Origin of the sequence: Pelagibius marinus, assembly GCF_014925385.1 — a bacterium.
In the GTDB taxonomy this organism is placed as follows: Bacteria; Pseudomonadota; Alphaproteobacteria; order Kiloniellales; family Kiloniellaceae; genus Pelagibius; species Pelagibius marinus.
The window spans coordinates 241,756-264,962 of the sequence record NZ_JACSDK010000008.1; the positions used below are offsets into that span (position 1 = coordinate 241,756).

A 23,207-nucleotide genomic window follows, 5' to 3' on the forward strand; every position below is an offset into this window, starting at 1 on the left:
AACCTTTCTTCCTGATTTGCCAGCCGGGTCTTATCGACCCGTCATTTCCAAGATGTCGAAACCGCAGTTGCGGTCGATGAGATAGATGAGCCCATGCTCGTCCACGTCGACGTCGTTGGACTGCGGGCTGGGTTCCTTGGCGCGCGGCTCCGGAATGAAGTGGGCCGTCTCCCGGGGCGCGAAGGGATCGGAGACATCGATCACGCGCAGGCCGCCGGCGAACCAGGTGGCGTAGACCAGCGGCTCGTCCAGCTTCTCGCGGAACTGGTGCGCGCCGAAGCGGCCCGGCGACCGTGCCCAGGGCGAGTCCAGCTCGCTGACGTCGAAGGCCGAGAGGGCCGTGATGTTGTCGAAGTCGGTGACGTCGAAGACCCAGAGGAAGGCGTGCAGGCGGCCGGCCACGTGGTCGTGCTCCTCGTCCACCGCCACGGCGATGCGCCGCCCGGCAACAGTCCCGGCCACCGGCAGGATGGTGTGGGTCGGTTCCGGAAAGGGCGGATGGTAGTCGTGGCTGGCCACGGTTCTCGGCCTGGTGATGTCGCTGACGTCGAGCACCCGGAAGCCGGCGTGCCAGACCGAGGCCCACATCTCGTCACCGACCCTCAGGGCATGGTGCAGGCGGTTCTTGTAACCCTGCCATGTCGGTTTCTCGCCCGCGGCGATATGCTGGCCCGGCATGTGCCAGCGCGACACCTCCTGCGGGTCGGCCGGGTCCTTGAGGTCGTAGATGACCAGGATGTTGCCCAGGTAGCCCTCCATCTCCGTGGAGATGTAGGCGTAGTCGGCGTCCATGTCGAAGCGGTGGGAGCCGAAGCCGAAGGTGCGCCGGTGCACCAGCTCGCGCGGCCTGGCCTTGTCGGAGATGTCCCAGACCTTGAAGCCGCCCTCGTCGTAGCCGCGCGCCCGTGCCGCGTCGAGCTCGGCCACTTGTGCGGGCTCTACGCCGAGCTGCGCGGCGACCTCCGCGTCTTCCGGCGGGCGCCCCAGCTCCGCGGTCAAAACCGCGCGCAGCTCCGGCAGGCGCTGGCCCTTGCGCAGAAAATGGCGCCGGTTCTGCTCCACGTTGGTAACCATGAGGTCGCCGGCCACGCGAACCTTGTGGGTGTGAGAGAAATTGTCGGCCAGCATGATCTGCGCGGTGACCCGTGGGTTCTTCGGGTCGCGCACGTCGACGATGCTGGTACCGAAGGGTGGCTTCATGTGGCCGATGTAGGCAAAGCCGTCCTGCACCACCACCTGGCCGCCGCCCGGCAGGTCCAGGTGGCCGACCCGTTTCAGGTTGCGGGCCAGCGCTTTCTTCGCGGCCGCCATGTCAGCCCTCGCCCTCCGCGAAGACGCTCTTGCGGCGGCGCTGCCGGTGCTTCATGAAGGCCGGCAGAATCAAGGAAGCGACCAGCGCCACCCAGAGGATGTTGCCCAGCGGCGAGGAAAACAGCGTCAGGAAATCGCCGTCGGATTTCTGCAGGGCCACCAGCATGTACTGCTCCAGCAGGGGGCCCAGGATGACGCCGATCAGGATGGCGGCCACGTGATAGCCGGTCTTGCGGGCGATGTAGCCGAGGATGCCGAAGGCGAAGGCCAGGTACATGTCGAACATGTACTCGCGCGGCACGAAGGAACCGATCAGCGTAAAGCCGATGATCAGGGGCGACATGAAGGTCGTCGATACCAGCGTCACCCGCGACATGTAGCGCGACAGCGGCAGGATGGTGAAGGCCATCAGCAGGTAGGTGGTGAACATGGCCATGAAGATGCCGTAGCCGAGCTCCGGCCGTTCCATAAAGAGGCGCGGGCCGGTGTTGACGCCCTGGTACTGCATGACCACCAGCATGATGGCCGCCGTGGCGCCGCCGGGAATGCCGAGCACCAGCAGCGGGATCAGCGTGCCGGCGGTGACGCCGTTGTTGGCGGACTCGGGCGCGATGAGTCCCTCGGGATGGCCGGTGCCGTAAAGCTCCGGCGTCTTGGAGAAGGCACGCGACTGCTGGTAGGCGACGAAAGCGGCGATGGCCGCGCCGGCGCCCGGCGTGACCCCGATAACGAGGCCGATGAGGCTGGTCCAGGCGACATGCCACCAGCGTTTCAGGGTAATGCGCACGCCCTCGAGGGTCTGGTGCCAGGTGCCGGTCTGCAGGCGGTCGCGGCTATGCTCGGAGAGGATCGACTCGCCCTCGATCACCATGAAGGCCTCGGAGATGGCGAAGAGGCCGACCAGCGCCGGAATCAGCGGCACCCCGTCGTAGAGCTCCAGGAAACCCATGGTGCCGCGCGGCGTGGCGTAGACGTGGTCGGCGCCGATCGAGCCGATCATCAGCCCGAAGAAGCCCGCGATCAGTCCCTTCAGCGTATCCTTGGAGGCGATGGTGGCGATCAGCGAGATGCCGAAGAGCATCACCACCACCATCTCCACCGAGTGCATGTAGAAGCCGACGCGCGCCAGCAACGGCATGGAGAGCAGCGCGATGACCGTAGTCAGCAGGCCGCCCAGGGTGGAGGAAGTGAAGGAGATGGAGAGCGCCATCTGGCCCTGCCCCTTCTTCACCATGGGATAGCCGTCCAGCGGCGTCGCCGCCGCGCCGGCTGTGCCGGGAATGTTCACCAGGATGGCCGGGATGCCCGCCCCCATGCGCGAGGCACAGTAGAGCGCGACCATGAAGACCAGACCGACCTCAACGTCCATCACCAGGGTGAAGGGGAGCAGGATGATGATGGTATTGGCGGCGCTGAAGCCGGGGATAGCGCCGACGATGAAGCCGAGGAAGATCGAGGGGATGATCACCCACCACAGCGAAAGACTGTGCAGGAAGAGGTCGGTGAAGAAGGCGAAGCTGGTTTCCATGCCTGCGCCCGCCCCCTCAGCTCAAGGCCTGGACGAGGTACTCGACCGGCCCCTTGGGAAAACGCTTCTGGAACAGGATCACGAAGACCACCAGGGCGACGGCGGCCATGATCGTGGCCGAGACCAGGCAGAGGATGGGGCGGCGGCCGCCGCCCAGCAGCAGCATGGAAGCGGCCATGAAGACAAAGGTGGTCAGCGTGAAGCCCAGCCACTGAATGACGATCAGATAGCCGAGGCTCAAGGCGATGAAGCCGAGCCGCTTGGGCAGGATGTGGTAGGGCTCGATCAGGTTCGACATGCCGAGGGAGGCCTCACCGCGCCACAGGGCGCGCGCCGCGACGGCGAAGAAGATCAGCACCAGCAGAATCAGCACGCTGCCGACCATGAAGGCATTCAACTGCGCCGACCAGGGTGAGTCGACGACGGTCGCGATGTAGTAGAGGGTGAATCCCAAAGCCAGTACGGGAATGATCAGCTCACCCCCGAGCTGGCGCTTCTCGTCGCTGTCCTGCGTCGACGCCATAGTGATACTGTCCCGTTACTCGCCCGCTGCCGGGCCGGACCGGCCGCGGCAGCCGGCAAAAGCAAAGAAGAAGAGAGCGCGAGGGCCGAAGGTCTGCGCCTCCGGCCCCCGCCGAACCGAAGTCCGGAACACGCTTTAGCTGCCGGTCAGGTACGACTTGTACTTGGCGCCCAGCTCCAGCATGGCCTGCTTGAACTTGGCGCATTCCTCGACGCCGCCGTAGTTCACGTACTCCCAGTGGCCCTTGGCCTTGAGCACGGAGGCCTTGTATTCGGGGTCGTCGAAAACCTTCCGGAAGGTCGACTGCAGCATCTCGAAGCGGTCGGGGTGCTTGTCGACCGCCGCCTTATGGATGCCGAAGGCGCGCGAGGAGAGCATCGGCGGCAGGTTGGTGCCGTAGACCTCATTCATGGTCGGTGCGTTGTCCAGCGCCTCGCCCAGCACGTTCTTGTCATTGAAGACCAGCAGGGTCTTCACCGCATCGCCGGCCGCGGCGACGGTGCCGGAGGTCAGCACGGAGAAGTCGACCTCTCCGGTGACGGCCCCGGCGACGGTCTTCTTGCCGCCAGAAAGCGGAATCAGCGTGACCTCGATACCGGTGTGCTCGGCCAGTGCCAGCATGCCGATGGAGGCCGGGTGCGCGAGACGGCTGGTGCCGACGTTCAGCTTGCGCTTCTTGCCCTCGGCGATGATGTCGTCGAGTGTCTGCAGCTTGCTCTCAGAACCGATGAAGAGGCAGCCCGGATCGGTATCGACGCGGCCCCAATAGATGTAGTCGTCGATGTTGAAGCTCGGCTCCTTGACCACCCAGTTCAGCACCTCCGGGCCCATGTTGCCGAAGATCAGGCTGTAGGCGTCGGGCTCGTACTTGCCCATGTAGACCTCGTAGCCGACGCGGCCCGAGGCGCCCGGGTAGAAGCCCGGCTCGAAGTTCGTATCGAGGTATTTTTTCCAGATCGCGGTGAAGGCGCGCAGATTGCGATCGGCGCCGCCGCCTTCGCGAGTCGGAACGATGACGTCGATGTTGCGCTCCGGATAGCCGGCCGCGAAGGCACGCGAAGCCAGGCTGCCGCTGCTACCCAGGACTGCGGCCGCCGCGCCGGCCTTCAGCAGGGAGCGCCGCGAAAGGCTTGAGATAAAAGAGTTCCGTTGTGAGTTGGACATTGTTGCTTGCCTCCTCCCAAGGCGTGTTTTGGCCGGTGCGTGCGGCCCTGTTTGGCGGTGATCCCGCCGTTATTGGTTAAAGCTTCGACGATCTTGAAAAATAAGTCAAATGTGGCGTTGCGGCGGCATTTTATGCACCAATTGGTCAACCAATATTTGCGAATTGGCTTTACCAATCGCCTGCCCGGGCAAGGCCGGCGGAGGGCCGCGCAGAGAGACTATGGAAGCTTGGAGGCGCGCGCGGGGATCAGAAAATCGCGAGCAGGGTCACGCCTTCGTAGAGCAACCGCAGCGCCAGGATCGACAGCAGCACCGCCAACACCCGGTGGAAGGTCTGGTCGTTCATCTTCACCAGCACGTGCTTTCCGATCACCGTGCCGAGGAAGCCGCTCAGCACCATGGCGATGACCAGCCCCGCATAGGGCCCGTAGTTGAAGCCGAGCAGGCCGAAGGCGAAGACCTTGATGGCGTGCTGGGCCACCATGCAGGTGGAGTGGGTGGCGACGTGCTCCAGCCGGCCGAGGCGCAGGGACTTCACCATGGCCGAGACGAAGCTGCCGGTGGCGCCGAAGAACATGGTGAGGAAGCTGGAGAAGACGCCGGTGACGATCACCTTGAAGCGTCCGGGCGTGGTGACCACCGGCCCCCAGACCGCATAGAGGATGAAGCAGGCCAGCCCGATGTTGAGGATAGCGGGCGGCAGCTGCACGGCGGTCAGCCCGCCGACGGCCGCGCCGATCAGGCTGCCGAGGCAGAAGGGCGCCAGGATCTTCCACTCGACGCCCCGGATCATGATCGCGGCGCGCCCGGCATTGGAGCCGATCTGCACCACGCCGTGAATGGGGATCAGCGCGTGGGCCGGCATGAGCACCGCCATAACGGCAATCAGCACGATGCCGCCGCCGATCCCCGCCGCCGCGGTGAGGAAAGAGGTCGCCGCGCTGAGCGCGATCAGGGCCGCCGACGCCGTCAGTCCGACGTCGGCGGGCACCAGCCATTCAATCATCGTCGCCCGGATCCAAAAGGAACACTCTCCGGCCCCTTATAGCAGCCGGCGGCGTTTTGCCCATAGGCTCCGGGCGGCAAGCGAGAAGGGGTTCAGGCGGCCGCGCGGATCGCCAGGCGCGTCTCCAGCAGGGCCAGGCAGGCTTTGGCCGCCTCTTCGCCTTTCACCTTGAAATGCTCGTGGAAGAAGCGCCGGTGCTCTTCGGACTCATGGAAGTTGTGCGGCGTCAGCACGGCGGAGAGCACGGGCACGTCGCTGTCCATCTGCACCTGCATCAGGGCGCCGACGACGGTGTCGGCGACGAAGTCGTGGCGGTAGATGCCGCCGTTCACCACGAAGGCGGCGGCGACGATAGCCGCGTAGCGGCCGCTGCGCGCCAGGTCGCGGGCCAGCAGCGGGATTTCGAAGGCGCCGGGCGCTTCGAAGACCTCGAGGCCGTAGGCCGCAGCGCCGTCTTCGGCGGCGGCGCGGGCCAGCTCCCGCTTCAGGCCGAGCTGGCACTGGTCGACGATGTCGCCGTGCCAGCGCGCCTTCACCAGCGCAATGCGCGGCGAGCGCAGGGTTTCATCTGAAATCCGGGGGTGGCTCTGATTCATGCTGTGCTCCTTCTTTTCGCACGAGAGACAAGAACCAGGGCGATGGAAACAGCGGTGCGCCCGCGCAAAGTCGCGCGGAGACACCGCTCTTCCGCTCTCTTCCATCCGGACTGTGACCGTCGGCTTCGGCTTCTCACCGAATCTGCTGACCCCTTCCCAAGGATCGACAGAGCCTTGGAAAAAGCGCTCGCGGGCTCGGACGCCGAAGCATCCATACCGCCGGTGGGGACTTCCACCCCGCCCTGAGAACGTGACCGCACCGGAGGTGCGGCCGGCGTCATCTAGGCCCAGCCCCCGGCAAAAGGCAATGCGGAAAAAGCAACGGATGCATTTCCCGCACCAGCGACTAGACTGCGCCGCCATGAGCCCGGAAAGCCCCACGCCCGAAGCGCCGGAGATCCTGCCGCCCGACGACGCCGCCTTTGCCCGCGCCGCCGCGCTGCTGCGCGCCGGCGAGCTGGTGGCCTTCCCGACGGAGACCGTCTACGGCCTGGGCGCCGACGCCACCTCCGACGCTGCCGTCGCCGGCATCTTCGCGGCCAAGGACCGCCCGCAGTTCAATCCCCTCATCGTCCACTTCACCAGCGCCGAGGCCGCCGAGGCCGAGGTGGTCTTCGACGACCGCGCCCGCGCGGTGGCCGCCGCCTTGTGGCCCGGCCCCCTGACCCTGGTGCTGCCGCGACGCCCGGAAAGCCGCCTCTCCCTGCTGTGCAGCGCCGGGCTCGACACCCAGGCGGTGCGGGTGCCGGCCCATCCCCTCGCCCAGCGTCTGCTGGCCGAGTGCGGCCTGCCGCTGGCCGCGCCCAGCGCCAACGCCTCCGGGCGTATCAGCCCCACCGAGGCGGCCCACGTCGCCGCCTCCCTGGGTGCGCGGGTGCCGCTCATCCTGGACGGCGGGCCCTGCGCCGTGGGCCTGGAGTCCACGGTGCTCGACCTATCGGGCCCGGAAGCGACCATCCTGCGCCCCGGCGCCGTGACGACGCAAGACCTGACCCCGATAGCCGGAGAGGTGCGTGAAACGCTGGACGCCGCGGAATCCCTGGAGTTAAAGGCGCCGGGCATGCTCACCAGCCACTACGCGCCGGGGCATCCGGTACGGCTCGACGCTACAGATGTTGTCGGGGACGAGGCCCTGCTGGCTTTCGGGCCGGAGGTGCCCGCGGGCGCAGTCGAGACCCTGAACCTCAGTCCTTCGGGCGACCTGACCGAGGCGGCGGCGCACCTCTTCGCCTACCTGCACCGCCTGGACAGCGCCGACGTCCGCGACATCGCCGTCATGCCCATCCCCGATTCCGGTCTGGGATCAGCCATCAACGACCGCCTGCGCCGGGCGGCGGCGCCGCGGAGCCAGGACCAGGACTGAGCACGCGGCGGACTCGCCACGACGCCCCGTGATCTCTAAATTCCCTCCCATGGATGCCCGCGCCCCCAAGCCCCCCGACCTGGATGCCCTGAAGCAGCGGCTCGTCGACGCGCTCGGCGCCAAGGCCGTGATCGACGACGCCGACGGCATGGCGCCCTTTCTGGAAGAGCAGCGCGGACGATACGAAGGCGCCGCGCCCTTCGTGGTGCGCCCGGCGACGACCGAGGAGGTCGCCACCACGGTGACCCTCTGCCGCGAAGCCGGCGTGCCTATCGTCCCCCAGGGCGGCAACACCGGCCTGGTCGCCGGCGGCATCCCCTTCGCCGAGGACGGCGCGGTGCTGCTGAGCCTCGGACGCATGAACCGTATCCGCAAGGTCGACGCCACCGACTATTCCATTACCGTCGAGGCCGGCTGCATCCTGAGCCAGGTGCAGGAAGCGGCGGCGGAGGCCAAGCGCCTCTTCCCCCTGAGTCTCGGCGCCGAGGGCTCCTGCCAGATCGGCGGCAACCTCTCCACCAACGCCGGCGGTGTACACGTGCTGCGCTACGGCAACGCCCGCGACCTGGTGCTGGGGCTGGAGGTGGTGCTGCCGGACGGACGCATCTGGGACGGTCTGCGCGCCCTGCGCAAGGACAACACCGGCTACGCGCTGAAGCACCTCTTCGTCGGCGCGGAAGGCACGCTGGGTATCATCACCGCCGCCTGCCTGAAGCTCTTCCCCCGCCCGGCGGAAACCGAGGTGGCCTTCGTCGCCGTGCACGATCCCGCCGCCGCGGTGGAGCTGCTGGGCCGCGCCCGCGCCGCCACCGGCGACCGGGTGAACGCCTTCGAGCTGATCCCGCGCATCGGCCTGGACTTCGCGCTGAAGCACGTCGAGGGCATCGAGGACCCGCTGACCGAAGCGAGCGAGTGGTACGTGCTGATCGAGCTGGCCTCGGGGCGCGCCGACGGCAGCCTGCGCGAAAGCCTGGAGGAATTCCTCGCCGCCGCCATCGAAGACGGCCTGGTCAGCGATGCGGCGCTGGCCGCCAACGAGCGCCAGGCCACGGCCTTCTGGGCCATCCGCGAGGGCATCGTCGAGGCGCAGAAGTTCGAAGGCGGCTCCATCAAGCACGACGTCTCCGTGGCGGTCTCCAAGACACCGGAGTTCATCGCCCGCGCGACGGCACTGGTGAAGGAGATGGTGCCCGGCGTCCGCCCGGTGCCCTTCGGCCACGTCGGCGACGGCAACATCCACTTCAACCTCTCGCAGCCCGAAGACGCCGAGCGCGAAGCCTACCTCGCCCGCTGGAAAGAGGTGAACGAGGCGGTGCACGAGCTGGTGGTGGAAATGGGCGGCTCGATCTCCGCCGAGCACGGCATCGGCTACCTGAAGCGGGAGGAGAACGCGCGCTTCAAGTCGGAGGTCGAAATGGACCTCATGCGCGCCGTCAAGCAGGCGCTCGACCCCGAGGGCCTGATGAATCCGGGCAAGGTAATCAAGCCTTAGCGGCCCGGCGCCGGCTTTGCCCCACTCCTTGCCGTCGTCGCCAGCACGATGCCGGTGACGATGGCGGCGATGCCGACGGCGTGGAAACCCTCCAGCCGCTCGCCCAGAAAGACGAAAGCGAGCAGCGCGGCGAAGACCGGGATGAGGTGCATGAAGAGGCCGCCCTTGTTGGGGCCCAGCACCTCGATGCCGCGGTTGAAGCAGAAGAAAGCCAGCAGCGAGGCAAAGAACACCACGTAAACGATGGTGAGCAGCGAGTCCTGCGTTAGCGGCATGGGCCGCACAAAGGCGTGTTCCCAGAGATAGACCGGCAGCAGCATGGCGATCGCCAGGGCCATGGTGGCCGCCAGCAGCGACTGCGGATGCAGCGTGGCGGGCCGGCGCTTCACCAGGACCGTGTACATCGACCAGAAGAAGACGGCGGCCAGCATGATGAAGTCGCCCTTGTTAACGGTCAGGCTGCGCAGATGCGCGAGGTCGCCGCGCAGGATCACCACCGTGACGCCGGCCAGGGAGACGGCGATGGCCAGCAGGATGCGCGGCGTGATCGGCTCGCGGTAGAGCGCCCAGGAGAGCAGCGGCACGAGCACCGGGCAGATGGCGACCAGCAGGGCCGCGTTGGTTGCCGTGGTGTAGTTCACCGAGAGATAGAGCGAGGTGTGGAAGGCCGCCATGCCGAAGAAGGCGAACGCCGCCAGATTCTTCCAATGGCGGCGGATCTCCGGCAGGTCGCGCCTGACCCTCGGCCAGGCGAAGGGCAGCAGAATGGCCAGCGCCAGCACCCAGCGCCAGAAGCTGAGGCCCACCGGCGGCACCTCGGCATGCACCGCGCGGCCGATGAAGATATTGCCGCCCCAGCAGGCCGAGGAGATCGTCAGCAGCAGGGCGGCGACCAGCGGCGAAGCGCCCCCGGCCGTTGGACGGTTCTGCGGTGAGGAAACCTGATCGGAAGACAAAGCGGCGGGTCAGTAGAGATCGGTTTTTTTGGCGTCGAGCTTCTTGCCGGCGAGCGCGCGCTCGGCCTTCTTCTGCTCGGCTTCGGTCTTCTTCCGCGCGCCCTTGGTGCGGCCGAACTTGGTGCGGTTCGCCGCGGCTTGCGCTTCTTTTTCGGCGCGGGCCCGGCGCTTCTTCGCCTGCCGCAGATTGATGATCTCGCTCATGGGGCGATGTTAGGGCAAGTCTTCCGACCTGTCAGCAGCCACGCTACTTGCGCTGAAGCATCGCCTGGCGCTGTTCCTGGCTCGGCATCTTGGGGAAGGACGGCAGGTCCGGGTCCACCGGATCCCACTTCGGCGCCCGGCTGGCGTAGACCGAGGCGCCCGGGGTTACGGCGTCGGGGTCGTCGAGGCTGGAGGCGCGCAGGAAAACGAGTTCTCCCCCGGCCGCATTCGTCGAATAGAGCGCCGAGCCGCAGGTCGGGCAGAAGTGCCGCCGCACCACATTGCCGCTGTCGGCCGGGTGGTCGTAGTGCCGCACCTCGCCGCTGAGGGAAAACGCCGCCGCCGGCACCACCACATGGGTGCAGTGGCCGGTGCCGCTCGATTTCCGGCAGTCGATGCAATAGCAGTGCGCCGCCACAAGGGGTTTGCTGGCGGCCTCGTAGCGCACCGCCCCACAGAGGCAGCCGCCGGCGAGAGAAACCTGCTGATCGCCGGCCATTTCCTTTACCCCTCCTGGCTGGTCATCGCCTGGCGTTCGGCCTCCGTCGGCATCTCGGCGAAGGACGGCAGCGACGGGTCCACCGGATCCCACCGCGGGGCGCGGCTTGCGTAGACCACAGCACTGGGCGTAACCGCATCCAGGTCATCCAGGCTGGAAGCGCGCACGAAGGAAAACCCGGGCATGCCGCTGTTGGTGGAGAAGACCGCGGAGCCGCAGGTCGGGCAGAACCGCCGGCTGACCATATTGCCGCTGTCCGCCGGCCGGTCATAGGCGCTCAGCGCGCCGGTCATGGCAAAGCTTTCTTCCGGCACCATGACATGAGTGCCATGGGCGGTGCCGCTGGTTCGCCGGCAATCCTCGCAATAGCAGTGGCCGGTCAGGATCGGTTCGGCCGTGATCTCGTAGTGCACGGCGCCGCAGAGGCAGCCCCCGGTCAGCGGTTTCGCAGGCGTTTCGGTCATATCGCGCTCCCCTTGTGCGTTGCCTCCGGGAGGCGCCGCCGTCCCGGAACAGAGGAAGGGTATAGGGTCATTGACTAGTGACTTGCAAGTGACAATTTACTAGCCAAAGATGACAGACTGCGGGATTGATGGAATACAAGAGGCTATGGCCCGGACCTCAAGACGCGAGTCGCGCTCGAACTGCCCGATCGCCGCGACACTCGACACGCTGGGCGACCGCTGGAGCCTGATCATCGTGCGCGACATGATGATCGGCAAGAAGCGCTTCGCGGAGTTCCTCGACTCGCCGGAAGCCATCACCACCTCGGTGCTGAGCGACCGCTTGGCGGGCCTGGAGGCCGCCGGCCTGGTGGAGCGCAAGCCCTACCAGAAGCGCCCGCCGCGCTACGAGTACCTGCTGACCGAGAAGGGACAGGCCCTGCTGCCGGTACTGCAGGAGATCTGCCGCTGGGCCAACAAGACGGTGCCCGGCACCTGGACGCCGCCCGACTCCTTCATGAAACGAAAGATCTGACGGCGGGCCTCACCGCGCCTACTGCGCCGCTGACTTGCGGCCGGCACGCGTCTTCTCGATCAACTTGTAGGCAACATAGTACTTGTAGATGTTGCGGACGTAGATGACCGGTTCACGGCTGACCGCCTTGCCGATGGCGATCTCTACATTGTTGAACCAGACATTCGGATCGAGGTCCATCTTCGCCGCCCGGCGCCGTGCCTTGTTCATGTTGCCTGGACCGGCATTGTACGCGGCGAAGGAGAAAAGCGTCTGGTCCAGGGGCGAGATCGCCGGGTCGTCGAAGTAGGTGTCACGCAGGAATCGCAGGTATCTCACGCCGGCATGCACGTTGTTGTCGGTCTTCGTGATGTCCGGGATATTGACGTTGGGGTCCTTCGCCGTCTGCGGCATGACCTGCATGATGCCGATGGCTCCTACCTTGCTGCGCTTGCTCTGGTCCAGCTTCGACTCCTGATACCCCTGTGCGGTGATCATCAGCCAATCGAAATCATACTGGGCCGCATACTTGCGAATGATGTCGAGCGTCTGCTCATATCGCCCCAGCGCGTCTTCCGCACGGACGTTCTCGATCCACTTGGGGTTCTTCACATAGCGCTTGATCAGAACGTTTCCGAGCATGGTGCCCTTGCGGATCGTCTGAATGAACTTGTTCGTCGCCGCAAGCAGCCCGGGATTTTCTTTGCGCACCGCCCAGCCGATCTCCCCGCCCTCGTTGAGCGCCAGGTTCTCATGCACCTTGATCTTGTCGAACACCTGCTGCCAGACGGCCGCCTTGTGACTGTCGACGACAATGGCCGGCAGCAGGCCGCTATTGGCCATCTCCAGCAGGTCATAGTCTTCGAGATACTCATCCATCTCCTCAACGGGAATGCGCGCCTTGCCCGCCGCCTCGCGCTCTGCGTTGAGAGCGCCCAGATGCTCGAAATAACTGCTCGACCGCCGCAGGTGCAGCTTCATGTCGACAAGGTCGTCGAAACTGGAGACTTCCGTGGCCGCAGGGCCGGTCACCACCAACTCGCGCACGCCCGTATTGGTCGGGTCGGTAAAGGCGACTTTCCCGCTGCGTTCCGCTGTGATCGTCAGATTGGCTGCGGCAATGTCCGCCCTTCCCTCGATGACCGCAGGCAGAAGGGCGTCACGGGCCATAGGCAGCAGCACAACGTTGATGTGCCGACCCTTCTTCGGGTACGCCTTCGCCAGGAACTTCTCGAGTTCCCGCGCGACCTCAACCGCCAGGCCGCGCCGGTCGATGCCATCGGCGCTGAAATAGAGGGGATTGTTGGCCGTCGCAACGCGGACAAAGCCGCGCTCGAGAATGCCGTCCAGGTCACCGGTCCACGACCGCTGTGCAAGCTCGAGAAGATGGTCCTCTTCAGCCGCGTCAAGCCCGGGCCCAGCGGCCGGCCCCGTTTCGGCAGAAACCGTTACCGGCTGCCAGACGGCAAAATTCAACAGAAGAAGAAGTAGAAGCGGAAAGAGACGCATCACCTTGCCCCCAGAGCGCGCGGCTGCAGCCCGCCACAAGGCGCCAGTATAGCAGGCTTCCGCTCACGGCTACAGTTGCCGCGCCCGGCGCCCTAGGGTTCGGGGGCAGTGCGAAGCCGCCAAGATTCCGACATGACGCTTTCTCGAAGGGCGGAAAAGCCGACAGGATTGGGCGCTCAGCCGGCACCGGCCGCCGCGTCACGCCGCAGCTCGGCGTTCTCGGCGCGCAAACGCTCCAACTCCGCGCGCAGCGGCGCCAGGGCGGGCTCCAGTTCCTCCAGGGTGAAGCGCTGCGGCAGGTGCTGCGGACAGTTCCAGTCCAGCGCCGCCACGGTGATGACGATGGCCCGCTCCGGCTTGGCGCGGTAGCTGCGGTCGTGCAGCCCGGCGATCAGTTCGGGATCTTCCTCGATGTCGACGATGCGCGCCTCGCCCCAGACCTTCAGGCGCCGCCGGTTGGGATAGTCGACCAGGATCAGCGAGACCCGGCCGTCGGCGCGCAGGTTACCGACGCTCATGTACTGGCGATTGCCGCGAAAGTCGGCATAAGCCAGCGTCTTTTCGTCCAGCACCTTGAGGAAACCTTCGGGCCCGCCGCGAAACTGCACGTAGGGCCAGCCGTTCTCGCCCACGGTCGCCTGGAAGAAGCCGTCGCGCCGCGCGATGAAGTCCGCCTCCGCCGGGCCGATCGCGTCGGCCGGCGCCGCCTCGGGGCTGAGAAACCTGGCGTAGTTCCCGGCGGTGCCCTGGCGCTCCTGCTCGGCCAGCACGGCGGGGGTGAAGGTGATCTCGGCGAAGGCGCGGGCCATGACGGTCTCCGTTCGGGGCTGCAAGGGAGGCTATTCTGCTCCCCTTAAAGATGGCATCCCGCTACGCCTGAAAGAATAGCAAGTGCAAAGAACTCACTATTCCATATAATGAAACAATGGACCGCTTCCGCGAACTCACCACCTTCGTCGCCGTGGCCGAAACCGGCGCCTTCAACGCCGCCGCGCGGCGTCTCAAGATGTCGCCGCCGGCGGTGACCCGCCTGGTCACGGCGCTGGAGGGCCGCCTGGGCGTGCAGCTCTTCACCCGCACCACGCGGCAGGTGGCGCTGACCGAAGCCGGGGCGCGGCTGCGCGAGGACGCGGTCAGGATCCTGGCCGAGCTGGAGGAGGCGGAGACAGCGGCGCTGGGCACCACCACGGCGCCCAGCGGACATCTGCGCCTTACCGCGCCGGTGCTCTTCGGCCAGCACATCCTGGCGCCCGTCCTGCGCGACTACCTGGACGCCTATCCGGCGGTGACCGCCGAAGCGCTGTTCATCGACCGCAACGTCAACCTGCTGGACGAAGGCCTGGACGTGGCCCTGCGCATCGGCGAGCTGCCCGACTCCTCCCTCTCCGCGCGCCGGGTCGGCACCCTGCGGCGCGTCGTGGTGGCGTCGCCGGGCTACCTGGAGCGTCACGCCGCCCCGGAGACACCGGAGGCCCTGCGCGACCACCGCCTGATCTTTTCCACCAGCGTCAGCGAGGTGCCGAGCTGGACCTTCACCAAGGCCGGCAAGCGGCGCGCGCTGCGCGTCGCCCCCCGGCTCAGCGTGAACGGTCTGCAGACGGTGATCGACGCCGCGCTGGCGGGCTGGGGCATCACCCGCGTGCTGTCCTACCAGGTCGCCGATGCCCTGGCGGAGGGCCGCCTTGTCGAACTGCTGGGCAACTTCGAGGACGAGGAAATCCCGATCCACCTGCTGCATGCCGAGGGGCGGCGCGCCGCCGCCAAGACCCGCAGCTTCATCGACTTTGCCGCCGAACGCCTGCGCGGCGACGCCGATCGCCTGCTGGCGCGCGCCTGACCTATTTCCCCAATGGCAGGGTGAAGAGCCGCCCGCAACCGGTCAGCGCTGCCTGGTTGCCGGCCAGGCGCAGCATGTGCCAGGCCAGCGCCTGGTTGCTGGTGATCACCGGCTTGCCGAGATGCGCCTCGGCCGCCTCGATGATGCCGGCGGCGCGCAGGTTGGTGCAGGCGGCGAAGACGCCGTCGCAGTCGGCCGCCTCCCCCACCGCGACGATGGCGTCCAGGATGCTCTCCGCGGTCATGCGCGCGACGATGCCTTCCACCGCCACCTCGAAGGAGCCGAAGGCGGCCGTCTCGAAGCCGGCCGCCGCCAGGTTGTCGCGCATGGCCTCCGAAACCTCCGCCACGTAGGGCGTGGCGGAGCCGAGGGGGGGCACGCCCAGCGCCGTGAGCGCCGCCTTGGCGGCGGTGAGCGGATTGCTGACCGCCACGCCGGGCCGGTCGCGCCGGACGATCTCCGCCACCCGTTCCTCGCCGATGATGGTGGCGCCCGAGGTGCAGGCATAGGCGATGACATCGAAGGGCGCTTCCTGCGGCAGCAGGGCCACTGCCGCCGGCAATGCCGCCTCCATCTCCGCCAGGCTCTCCGCCGTCACCTCGTGGCCGCTCGGCACCCGGGTATAGTGCAGACGCAGGCCGCCGGCGCCCAGCGGCGCGGAGAGCAGCCGGGGGAACTCGCCCTCGATGACCTCATCGGTCTGCAGGACGACGAGGCCGAAGCGGACATCGGCATCTTCCGGCTCAGTGACGAACGGCAAACGCAAGCGGCACCCCTTCCCCGAGAGTTCAGATAACCGGCAACTCCGGCGGCGCACGGCGGGTCAGCAGCTCGGGCCCCTCCTCGCGCACCACGATGTTCTCCTCATGCACCATGACCTTGCCTTCGGCGAATGTCATGCCCGGCTCAAGCGTCAGCACCATGCCGGGCTCCAGGACCGTCCGGTCCCAGGGCGTGTTCGACGGCCACTCGGTGAGCTGCATGCCCAGGCCGTGGCCCAGGCGCCCGACGTCGTTGCCCTTTGCGCCGCCGCCTTCCAGCACGCCCTGCATGGCGGCGAAAAGCTCGGCGCAGGTGACGCCGGGCCGCGCCGCCTGCAGCCCCGCCTCGGTGGCGCGCCAGACCACGTCGTAGGCGCGGCGCGCGGACTCGTCGGCCCGGCCGATGGCGAAGTTGCGGTCGAAGTCGCAGAAGTAGCCGTCGAAGAGGCAGCCGGTGTCGAGGATCAGCACGTCGCCCTCGCGCAAAGTTCGGCCCGAGGGCGGCGAGATGATGTCGCCGTAGCCGCCCTGCCCGGCGCCGCCGACTAGGTAGGAGACGTCGTCGACGCCGCGCTTCAGGCATTCGATCTTGAAGCTGCGGAAGACCTCGATGTCGCTCTGCCCGGCGGCGAAAAGCTGCGGCGCCGCCTCGAAAGCGCCGGAGACCACATCGCATACGTAGGCGATCTTCGCGATCTCGCGTTCCGACTTCACCATCCGCAGGTTACGCAGGATCGCCGTCGCGTCCTCGAAGACCATGCCCGGCAGGCTCCAGGTCAGGCGCTCGAAGTCAGCGAGCGGCATGCGCAGCTGGGTCTCCTTGCCCTTGGCGAGGCCGATGCGGCCGGTCTTGCCGGCAAGCTCGGTCAGCGCCTGCGCCAAAAGAGAACCTCCGTCGTCGTCGGGCTGCGGCGAGGACCAGGTGCGGATGTCGTCGATCCAGCTGCGCGCCATGCAGTCGGCGCCGATGGTGGGGATCACCGCCACCGGCTTGCCCTTGGCGGGGACCACCAGGAACCAGGGCCGCGTCGGGCTCTGCCAGAACTGGGTCAGAAAGCCGGAAAAGTAGCGCACCTCCGGCTCGGTCGTAAGCAGCAGGGCATCCAGCCCGGCCTCCGCCATGGCCGCCTGCGCCTTTTCGGTGCGTTGGGCGAACTCCGCCTCCGGAAAGCCGCGCGGCGGCGCCCCGGCGGCGGCGTCCATTGCGCCCGCCCCGGTCAAGCGGCCTCGATGAGGCTGCGGTAGATTTCGGGGTCGGTGGCGCCTTCGCTGCCCAGCAGCAGCACGCAGCTGTTTTCGTCCAGCCCGATGCGGGCGCGCAGTTCGGGATCTTCGCAGACGGCGATCAGCGCCACCACGCCGGAGACGGAGCACTCGCCGGCTTCGATCTGCCCGCCGCCGGCCGCGCCCTCGGCCATCATGCGCATGGCCGGGGCCACGGCGGCGTCTGAGATGGAGAGGTAGTCCGAGACGCCGCGCGCCAGCACCTCCCAGGCCAGCAGCGAGACCTCGCCGCAGGAAAGGCCGGCCATGATGGTCTCCTCGGTGACCTCCACGGTGCGGGGGCCGCCGGCCTTGGCACTGGCCAGAAGGCAGGCGGCGTGCTCGGGCTCGACGATGACGAAGCGCGGGCGGCGCTCACCCAGCTTCATCCACATCTGGGCGCAGACGGCCGCGGCCATCCCGCCGACACCGGCCTGCACGAAGACGTGGGTCGGCGGCGTGTCGCAGGCGTCCAGGATCTCCGCGGCCATGAGGGAATAGCCCGCCATGACCTGTTGCGGCATGTCGCTGTAGCCCTCGTAGGAGGTGTCGGAGACGACGAACCAGCCATTGGCGGCGGCCTCCTCGGCGCAGAAATGCACCGAGTAGTCGTAGTCGCCGTCGACGCGCACAACCTCGGCGCCCAGGTCTTCCATGGCCTGCTTGCGGCCCTCGCTGACCTCCTTGTGGATGTAGATGCGGCAGCGGCAGCCGGCCAGGCGCGCGCCCCAGGCGACGGAGCGGCCGTGGTTGCCGTCGGTCGCCGTGCAGACCGTCACCGCCTTGGCCTGCTCGGCGTAGCGGCCCTCGCGGATATCCTCCAGGCTGACATCCCGGCCCAGTTCCTCGGCCAGCTTACCGGCCAGCAGGTGCAGCACCGCGTAGGCGCCGCCCAGCGCCTTGAAGCTGCCGAGGCCGAAGCGCGAGCTCTCGTCCTTGTAGAGCACGGCGCCCAGGCCGAGGTCCGCGGCCAGGCGGTCGAGCGAGCGCAGCGGCGTCGCCGCGTAGCCGGGCCAGCCGCGGATCGCCTGCTGGGCCCTGGCCGTCACCTCCGGCGAGAGCACGGCATTCAGCTCCGGCGGATAGGGCCCGGTCTCGGCACTCCGTGCCGCCTGCGCGCTGATTGTCGGGGAGGTGGTGAAATAGTCCTTCAGCATGGCCGGGTCCTCTGGTTCTTCCGTTCCGCCGCGCGAACTCCCGGGCGGAGAGGCCGGCATGCTATCGCCTTCAGGGGCCCGAGAAAACCTCCATGGGCCGTCGCAAGCTGTCCGGCAAAGGCTCTGGGCGGCGACACCTGCATTGCCTTCCGGCGGCGCCTGCTCCATCTTCCCGGTAGGGAGTATTTGCAAGGAAAGTCCGGGAGATAAGAAGACATGACCTATGCGGCGCCGATCCACGAGATGCGCTTCGTGCTGGACGCCATCGCGGACCTGCCGGCGATCGCCGGGCTGCCGGGCTACGAGGAGGCGACGCCGGACCTGGTCAGCGCCATCCTGGAGGAGGCCGGTAAGCTGGCAGGCGAGGTCATCGCGCCGCTGAACCACCCGGGCGACCGCGAAGGCTCGGTCTTCGAGAACGGCGTGGTGCGCACCCCCGACGGCTTCCAGGAGGCCTACCGCCAGTTCGTCGAGGGCGGCTGGAACGCCCTGCCCTTCGACACGGACTTCGGCGGCCAGGGCCTGCCCTGGTGCCTCGCCACCGCGGTGCAGGAGATGTGGCAGGCCGCCAACCTCTCCTTCGGGCTCTGCCCGCTCCTGACCGCCGGCGCGGTGGAACTGCTGCAGGCGCACGGCAACGACCGGCAGAAGACCGACTACCTGGCCAAGATGATCTCCGGTGAGTGGACCGGGACCATGAACCTGACCGAGCCGCAGGCCGGCTCCGACGTCGGCGCGCTGAAAACCAAGGCGGTGCCCAACGGCGACCACTACCTGATCACCGGCCAGAAGATCTTCATCACCTGGGGCGAGCACGACTGCGCCGACAACATCGTGCACATGGTTCTGGCCCGCCTGCCCGACGCACCGGAGGGCACCCGGGGCATCAGCCTCTTCCTGGTGCCCAAGTTCGTCGTGAACGAGGACGGCACGCTGGGCCCGCACAACGACCTGCGCTGCGTCTCGCTCGAGCATAAATTGGGCATCAACGCCTCGCCGACCGCCGTCATGTCCTACGGCGATTCCGGCGGCGCCGTCGGCTACCTGGTGGGCGCGGAGAACCAGGGCATGGCCTGCATGTTCACCATGATGAACAACGCCCGCCTGGCCGTCGGCCTGCAGGGCGTCGCGATCGCCGAGCGCGCCTACCAGCAGGCCCGCGCCTACGCCTTCGAGCGCGTGCAGAGCAAGGCCATCGACGGCGGCAAGGAGTCCGTGAAGATCATCCGCCATCCCGACGTGCGCCGCATGCTGGCGACCATGAAGGCGCGGACCGAGGCGGCGCGCGCCCTGGCCTACCTCGCCGCCGCCGCCCTGGACCGCGCCAAGCGCGAACCCGACGACGCCGAACGCGCGGCGGCACAGGCGCGCCTCGACCTCTTGATCCCGCTCACCAAGGCCTGGTGCACCGACATGGGCTGCGAGGTCGCCTCCCTGGGCGTGCAGGTTCACGGCGGCATGGGCTTCATCGAGGAGACCGGTGCCGCCCAGCACTTCCGCGACGCCCGCATCCTGCCGATCTACGAAGGCACCAACGGCATCCAGGCGCTCGACCTGCTGGGCCGCAAGCTGCTGCGCGACAAGGGCGCGGCCATGACCCAGCTGATCCTGGAACTGCGCGCCGGCCTGCCCGAGGACGAGGGCCTGCGCGCGCCGCTTGCCGCGGCCATCGCGACGCTGGACGAAACGACGGCCTGGCTGCTGGACAAGGGCGCGCAGGACATCAAGCGGGGCGCGGCCGCGGCCACCCCGTACCAGAGCCTCACAGCCTCGGTGCTCGGCGCCTGGCTGCTGGCACGCAGCGCCGTGGAAGCGGCCAAGGGTGACGACAAAGCCTTCGCCGCCGCCAAGCTGAAGACCGCGCGCTTCTACGCGGACAACCTGCTGGGCGAAGTGGCGGGGCTTTCCGAGGCCGTCACCCGCGGCGCCGAGTCGACGCTGGCCTTCGAAGACAACGACTTCTGAGCATGGCTGACGAAAGCCTCGGCCCCTGTCCGGTCTGCGGGCGGGAGATGATCGAGGGGCCCAGCGTCGACCGGCATCACTGGGTACCGAAGAGCGCGGGCGGGCGCGCGACCGACGACATTCACGTGGTCTGCCACCGTATGATCCACCGCGTCTTCGACGAGCGGGAACTGGCGACCGGCTATGCCGATCCGGAAGCGGTGCGCGCCCATCCGGAGATCGAAGCTTTCGTGAAGTGGGTGCGGCGCAAGCCGGCGGACTACATCGACTGGCCGAAGAGCCCGCGCAAGCGGCGCGGCCGCTAGCCCCCTCACCCTCCCGCTTCGCGGGTCCCTCCCTCTCCCCACCGTGGAGAGGGTTGCGGAGCGTTCGCGAACGCTTGCGTGAGCCTACGCGCAGCTGGGTGAGGGGGATCGCCGAATCCGGCCAAAAAAATCGCCCGACGCCGGGAATGATCGGCGCCGGGCGGATTTGCAGAGTGACGGCTTCTCGTCCGGGAGTGAGACCGGACGAACCCGCCTTGGCCTGACTGGGCAAGGCCATGTCCGCCGCCATGGAGGCCAAAGTGGTGGGGACCACCTCCGTCAGTTGCGGCGAACAAGGTGATCCTAGGCAGGGGCGCCCTCCCCTGCCTTGACCCAAGTCAATTGTTGGAAGAAATCGCCGGAGCCGAAGCGGGGCCATCTTCGGGTTGATCTTGGCCGCAAGCCCCAGCATCCTGCGCCGGCAGTTTTAAAGGCTGCGGAAGGCAAGAAGCGGCCGGCCCGGCCGCGGACAATAATTAGAACGAATAAAAAGAACCCGGGGAGACGGCATGAGCGCCGAACGCACGATTCTCGCTATCGATCAAGGCACCACCAGCAGCCGCGCCATCCTGTTCTCCAGCGACGGGCGGCGCCTGGGCCAGGCCCAGAAGGAGCTGCCGCAGCACTTCCCCCGGTCCGGCTGGGTCGAGCACGACGCCGAGGACATCTGGCGCGATACGGTCGCGGTCATGGGCGGCGCCCTGGCCGACGCCGGCAAGAGCGCCGAGGACGTCGCCGCCATCGGCATCACCAACCAGCGCGAAACCACGGTGATCTGGGACCGGGCCACCGGCGAGCCCATCCACAAGGCCATCGTCTGGCAGGACCGCCGCACGGCGGAGTTCTGCCAGGAGCTGCGCGCCCAGGGCGCCGAGGAGGTGGTGCGCCAGCGCACGGGCCTGCTGCTCGACCCCTACTTCTCCGGCACCAAGATCGCCTGGCTGCTGGACAACGTGCCGGGCGCGCGCGAGCGGGCCGAGCGCGGCGAGCTGGCCTTCGGCACCATCGACTGCTTCCTGCTGTGGCGGCTGACCGGCGGCAGGGTGCACGCCACCGACGCCACAAACGCGGCGCGCACCCTGATCTTCGACATCAGCAAGCAGGTCTGGGACCCGGAGCTGCTGGCGCTGCTGCGCATCCCCGAGAGCCTGCTGCCGGAAGTGAAGGACAGCGATGCCGACTTCGGCGCCACCGATCCCGAGATCCTGGGCCGCGCCATCCCCATCGGCGGCATCGCCGGCGACCAGCAGGCCGCCACCGTCGGCCAGGCCTGCTTCGAGACCGGCATGATGAAGTCGACTTACGGCACCGGCTGCTTCGCCCTCTTCAATACCGGCGACAAGCTGGTGCACTCCGAGCACCGCCTGCTCTCCACCATCGCCTACCGCCTGGGCGGCAAGACCACCTACGCCCTGGAGGGCAGCATCTTCGTCGCCGGCGCCGCGGTGCAGTGGCTGCGCGACGGCCTGGGCGTCATTGCCGCGGCGCCGGAGACCGAGGGCCTGGCCAAGCAGGCTGACGCCGGCCAGCGCGTCTACCTGGTGCCGGCCTTCACCGGCCTGGGCGCGCCCTACTGGGACGCCGAGGCGCGCGGCGCCGTCTTCGGCCTGACCCGCGCCACCGGCCCGGCGGAAATCGCCCGCGCCGCGCTGGAGGCCGTCTGCTACCAGACCCGCGACCTGCTTGAGGCCATGCGCGCCGACGGCGCCAGCGGCTTGGAGGCCCTGCGCGTCGACGGCGGCATGGTGGCCAACGACTGGATGCTGCAGATGCTGGCCGACATCCTGGGCGTGGCGGTGGAGCGCCCGGTGGTGGCCGAGACCACGGCCCTGGGCGCCGCCTACCTGGCCGGCCTCAACCAGGGCATCTTCGCCGACCTGGACGCCGTGGCCGCCCAGTGGCAGCGCGACGCACATTTCGAGCCGCAGATGGCGGTCGCCGAACGCGACGACCGCTATGCCGGCTGGCAGGACGCGGTGAAGCGGGTGCGGACCTCCGGCTAGGGACCGGCGGCTAGGGCCGGCTAGAGAAGGGTCGCCTCGGCCAGGACATAGATCCCGAAGCCGGCAATGGCCGCGGCGGAGACGTGGTTGATCCAGACCACGAGGCCGCTGTCGAGCCGGCGGCTGAGCCGCCTGGTGCCGGCGCTGAGCAGCGTCCACCACAGCCCGGAGCCGAAGAAGACCCCGACCACCAGGGCGACGATCTGCCAGGTCCGCCCGGCCTCGCCGACGATGCGGAAACTGGCAAAGAAACCCAGAAAAGCCAGGATGGTGATGGGGTTGGTGATCACCAGCAGGAAGGTCGTCACGATGGCGCCGTGGGGCCGCAGCGGCGGCGCCGGGGCGTCGCCGTGCTTGAACCAGGTCCACAGCGCCAGCACGAGCAGGAAGATGCCTCCGCCCAGACGCAGCTCCCGCTCGATGCCGAGCAGGAACTCGGTGACCCCGGCCAGGCCGGCGGCTGCCATGGCGCCCAGCAGGGCATCCCCCAGGGCCGCGCCGAGACCGGAGACCAGGCCGGCCCGGACTCCGTGGTTCAAGGTGCGCTGGATGCAGAGGATACCGACCGGACCGACTGGCATCGCCATGGCGAGGCCGATGGCCATGCCTTTCAGAAAGATAATCAAACAATCAACAGCGAGCACGAGCAGGGCATCCGAAGGCAAACCTGGAACGGGCGGCGGCGCGCCCGGCTTAGCGCCCTTTTATGACATGACGGTGAAGTGATTGCCGCAAAAGATCTGCCGTCCCGCAGCCGCGCGAAAGGCCGCAAAGGCTGGATTCCTCTAACCCCCTGGCACTAGGATTG

Annotated in this window: 23 protein-coding genes and 1 riboswitch; of the genes, 7 read left to right on the plus strand and 16 right to left on the minus strand. The window is 67.8% G+C overall.

Annotated elements, in window-relative coordinates:
* Nucleotides 1-30 precede the first annotated feature (30 nt).
* The 6 genes from H7X47_RS09660 to H7X47_RS09685 all read right to left on the minus strand — a co-directional run bounded on the left by H7X47_RS09660 (nt 31) and on the right by H7X47_RS09685 (nt 6,128).
* Nucleotides 31-1,311 carry an LVIVD repeat-containing protein gene (locus tag H7X47_RS09660; RefSeq protein ID WP_193368449.1) on the minus strand — a complete coding sequence of 427 codons (1,281 nt, stop codon included), beginning with the start codon at nt 1,309-1,311 and terminating at the stop codon, nt 31-33.
* Nucleotide 1,312: 1 nt separating this feature from the next.
* Nucleotides 1,313-2,839, minus strand: coding sequence for a tripartite tricarboxylate transporter permease (locus tag H7X47_RS09665; protein ID WP_193368450.1), 1,527 nt, complete (start codon nt 2,837-2,839; stop codon nt 1,313-1,315).
* A 16-nt stretch (nt 2,840-2,855) separates the two neighbouring features.
* Nucleotides 2,856-3,362 (minus strand): hypothetical protein, encoded by a 507-nt coding sequence (locus H7X47_RS09670; protein WP_193368451.1) that lies wholly within the window; start codon nt 3,360-3,362, stop codon nt 2,856-2,858.
* A gap of 135 nt (nt 3,363-3,497) precedes the next feature.
* Nucleotides 3,498-4,526: a Bug family tripartite tricarboxylate transporter substrate binding protein gene (locus tag H7X47_RS09675; protein ID WP_193368452.1), complete on the minus strand. Its 1,029-nt coding sequence runs from the start codon at nt 4,524-4,526 to the stop codon at nt 3,498-3,500.
* A gap of 247 nt (nt 4,527-4,773) precedes the next feature.
* Nucleotides 4,774-5,532: a sulfite exporter TauE/SafE family protein gene (locus tag H7X47_RS09680; protein WP_227010338.1), complete on the minus strand. Its 759-nt coding sequence runs from the start codon at nt 5,530-5,532 to the stop codon at nt 4,774-4,776.
* A 92-nt stretch (nt 5,533-5,624) separates the two neighbouring features.
* Nucleotides 5,625-6,128, minus strand: coding sequence for a 6,7-dimethyl-8-ribityllumazine synthase (locus H7X47_RS09685; protein ID WP_193368453.1), 504 nt, complete (start codon nt 6,126-6,128; stop codon nt 5,625-5,627).
* Between the two features lie 89 nt (nt 6,129-6,217).
* Nucleotides 6,218-6,382, minus strand: a riboswitch (FMN riboswitch).
* Between the two features lie 107 nt (nt 6,383-6,489).
* Between H7X47_RS09685 and H7X47_RS09690 the strand changes: the two genes are divergently transcribed.
* Nucleotides 6,490-7,491 carry an L-threonylcarbamoyladenylate synthase gene (locus tag H7X47_RS09690; RefSeq protein ID WP_193368520.1) on the plus strand — a complete coding sequence of 334 codons (1,002 nt, stop codon included), beginning with the start codon at nt 6,490-6,492 and terminating at the stop codon, nt 7,489-7,491.
* 49 nt (nt 7,492-7,540) lie between these two features.
* Complete coding sequence (locus H7X47_RS09695) at nt 7,541-8,983, plus strand: FAD-binding oxidoreductase (protein ID WP_193368454.1); 1,443 nt, start codon at nt 7,541-7,543, stop codon at nt 8,981-8,983.
* Here the strand turns inward: H7X47_RS09695 and H7X47_RS09700 are convergent.
* From H7X47_RS09700 to H7X47_RS09715, 4 genes are read right to left on the minus strand one after another with little or no spacing between them, the layout of a single operon-like run.
* On the minus strand, nt 8,980-9,939 hold the full coding sequence (locus tag H7X47_RS09700; RefSeq protein WP_193368455.1) for a DMT family transporter: 960 nt from the start codon (nt 9,937-9,939) through the stop codon (nt 8,980-8,982). The two genes, H7X47_RS09695 and H7X47_RS09700, sit on opposite strands and share 4 nt — an antisense overlap.
* 9 nt (nt 9,940-9,948) lie before the next feature.
* On the minus strand, nt 9,949-10,143 hold the full coding sequence (locus H7X47_RS09705; RefSeq protein ID WP_193368456.1) for a DUF4169 family protein: 195 nt from the start codon (nt 10,141-10,143) through the stop codon (nt 9,949-9,951).
* A gap of 43 nt (nt 10,144-10,186) precedes the next feature.
* Nucleotides 10,187-10,642: a GFA family protein gene (locus H7X47_RS09710; RefSeq protein WP_193368457.1), complete on the minus strand. Its 456-nt coding sequence runs from the start codon at nt 10,640-10,642 to the stop codon at nt 10,187-10,189.
* A 5-nt stretch (nt 10,643-10,647) separates the two neighbouring features.
* Nucleotides 10,648-11,106 (minus strand): GFA family protein, encoded by a 459-nt coding sequence (locus H7X47_RS09715; protein WP_193368458.1) that lies wholly within the window; start codon nt 11,104-11,106, stop codon nt 10,648-10,650.
* Nucleotides 11,107-11,251: 145 nt separating this feature from the next.
* Here H7X47_RS09715 and H7X47_RS09720 point away from each other — a divergent pair, with 145 nt between their 5' ends.
* Nucleotides 11,252-11,620, plus strand: a complete 369-nt coding sequence (locus H7X47_RS09720; RefSeq protein WP_193368459.1) for a winged helix-turn-helix transcriptional regulator — start codon at nt 11,252-11,254, stop codon at nt 11,618-11,620.
* An 18-nt stretch (nt 11,621-11,638) separates the two neighbouring features.
* Here the strand turns inward: H7X47_RS09720 and H7X47_RS09725 are convergent, their stop codons facing one another.
* Together H7X47_RS09725 and H7X47_RS09730 are read right to left on the minus strand one after the other, a co-directional pair.
* Nucleotides 11,639-13,108: an MltF family protein gene (locus H7X47_RS09725; protein ID WP_193368460.1), complete on the minus strand. Its 1,470-nt coding sequence runs from the start codon at nt 13,106-13,108 to the stop codon at nt 11,639-11,641.
* A gap of 176 nt (nt 13,109-13,284) precedes the next feature.
* Entirely contained in the window at nt 13,285-13,941 is a 657-nt protein-coding gene (locus tag H7X47_RS09730) for a pyridoxamine 5'-phosphate oxidase family protein (protein WP_227010340.1), read from the minus strand.
* Nucleotides 13,942-14,033: 92 nt separating this feature from the next.
* On the opposite strand from H7X47_RS09730, the gene H7X47_RS09735 reads away from it, so the two are divergent.
* Entirely contained in the window at nt 14,034-14,945 is a 912-nt protein-coding gene (locus H7X47_RS09735) for a LysR family transcriptional regulator (RefSeq protein WP_193368461.1), read from the plus strand.
* Between the two features lies 1 nt (nt 14,946).
* On the opposite strand, the gene H7X47_RS09740 is transcribed toward H7X47_RS09735, so the two are convergent.
* Genes H7X47_RS09740 through H7X47_RS09750 form a run of 3 tightly spaced genes read right to left on the minus strand, consistent with a single transcriptional unit; the run spans nt 14,947 to nt 18,126 of the window.
* Nucleotides 14,947-15,711 (minus strand): maleate cis-trans isomerase family protein, encoded by a 765-nt coding sequence (locus tag H7X47_RS09740; RefSeq protein ID WP_193368462.1) that lies wholly within the window; start codon nt 15,709-15,711, stop codon nt 14,947-14,949.
* 22 nt (nt 15,712-15,733) lie between these two features.
* Nucleotides 15,734-16,909, minus strand: coding sequence for a M24 family metallopeptidase (locus H7X47_RS09745; protein WP_193368463.1), 1,176 nt, complete (start codon nt 16,907-16,909; stop codon nt 15,734-15,736).
* 14 nt (nt 16,910-16,923) lie between these two features.
* Entirely contained in the window at nt 16,924-18,126 is a 1,203-nt protein-coding gene (locus H7X47_RS09750) for a diaminopropionate ammonia-lyase (protein ID WP_193368464.1), read from the minus strand.
* A 216-nt stretch (nt 18,127-18,342) separates the two neighbouring features.
* Here H7X47_RS09750 and H7X47_RS09755 point away from each other — a divergent pair, with 216 nt between their 5' ends.
* The 3 genes from H7X47_RS09755 to glpK all read left to right on the plus strand — a co-directional run bounded on the left by H7X47_RS09755 (nt 18,343) and on the right by glpK (nt 22,399).
* On the plus strand, nt 18,343-20,091 hold the full coding sequence (locus tag H7X47_RS09755; RefSeq protein WP_193368465.1) for an acyl-CoA dehydrogenase: 1,749 nt from the start codon (nt 18,343-18,345) through the stop codon (nt 20,089-20,091).
* A gap of 2 nt (nt 20,092-20,093) precedes the next feature.
* Nucleotides 20,094-20,396, plus strand: a complete 303-nt coding sequence (locus tag H7X47_RS09760; RefSeq protein ID WP_227010341.1) for an HNH endonuclease family protein — start codon at nt 20,094-20,096, stop codon at nt 20,394-20,396.
* Nucleotides 20,397-20,905: 509 nt separating this feature from the next.
* A complete protein-coding gene (gene glpK / locus H7X47_RS09765; RefSeq protein WP_193368466.1) occupies nt 20,906-22,399 on the plus strand; it encodes a glycerol kinase GlpK in 1,494 nt (497 codons plus the stop codon).
* A 20-nt stretch (nt 22,400-22,419) separates the two neighbouring features.
* Here glpK and H7X47_RS09770 read toward each other — a convergent pair whose 3' ends face one another.
* Nucleotides 22,420-23,004, minus strand: a complete 585-nt coding sequence (locus H7X47_RS09770) for a LysE family translocator (RefSeq protein ID WP_193368467.1) — start codon at nt 23,002-23,004, stop codon at nt 22,420-22,422.
* Nucleotides 23,005-23,207: the final 203 nt, after the last annotated feature.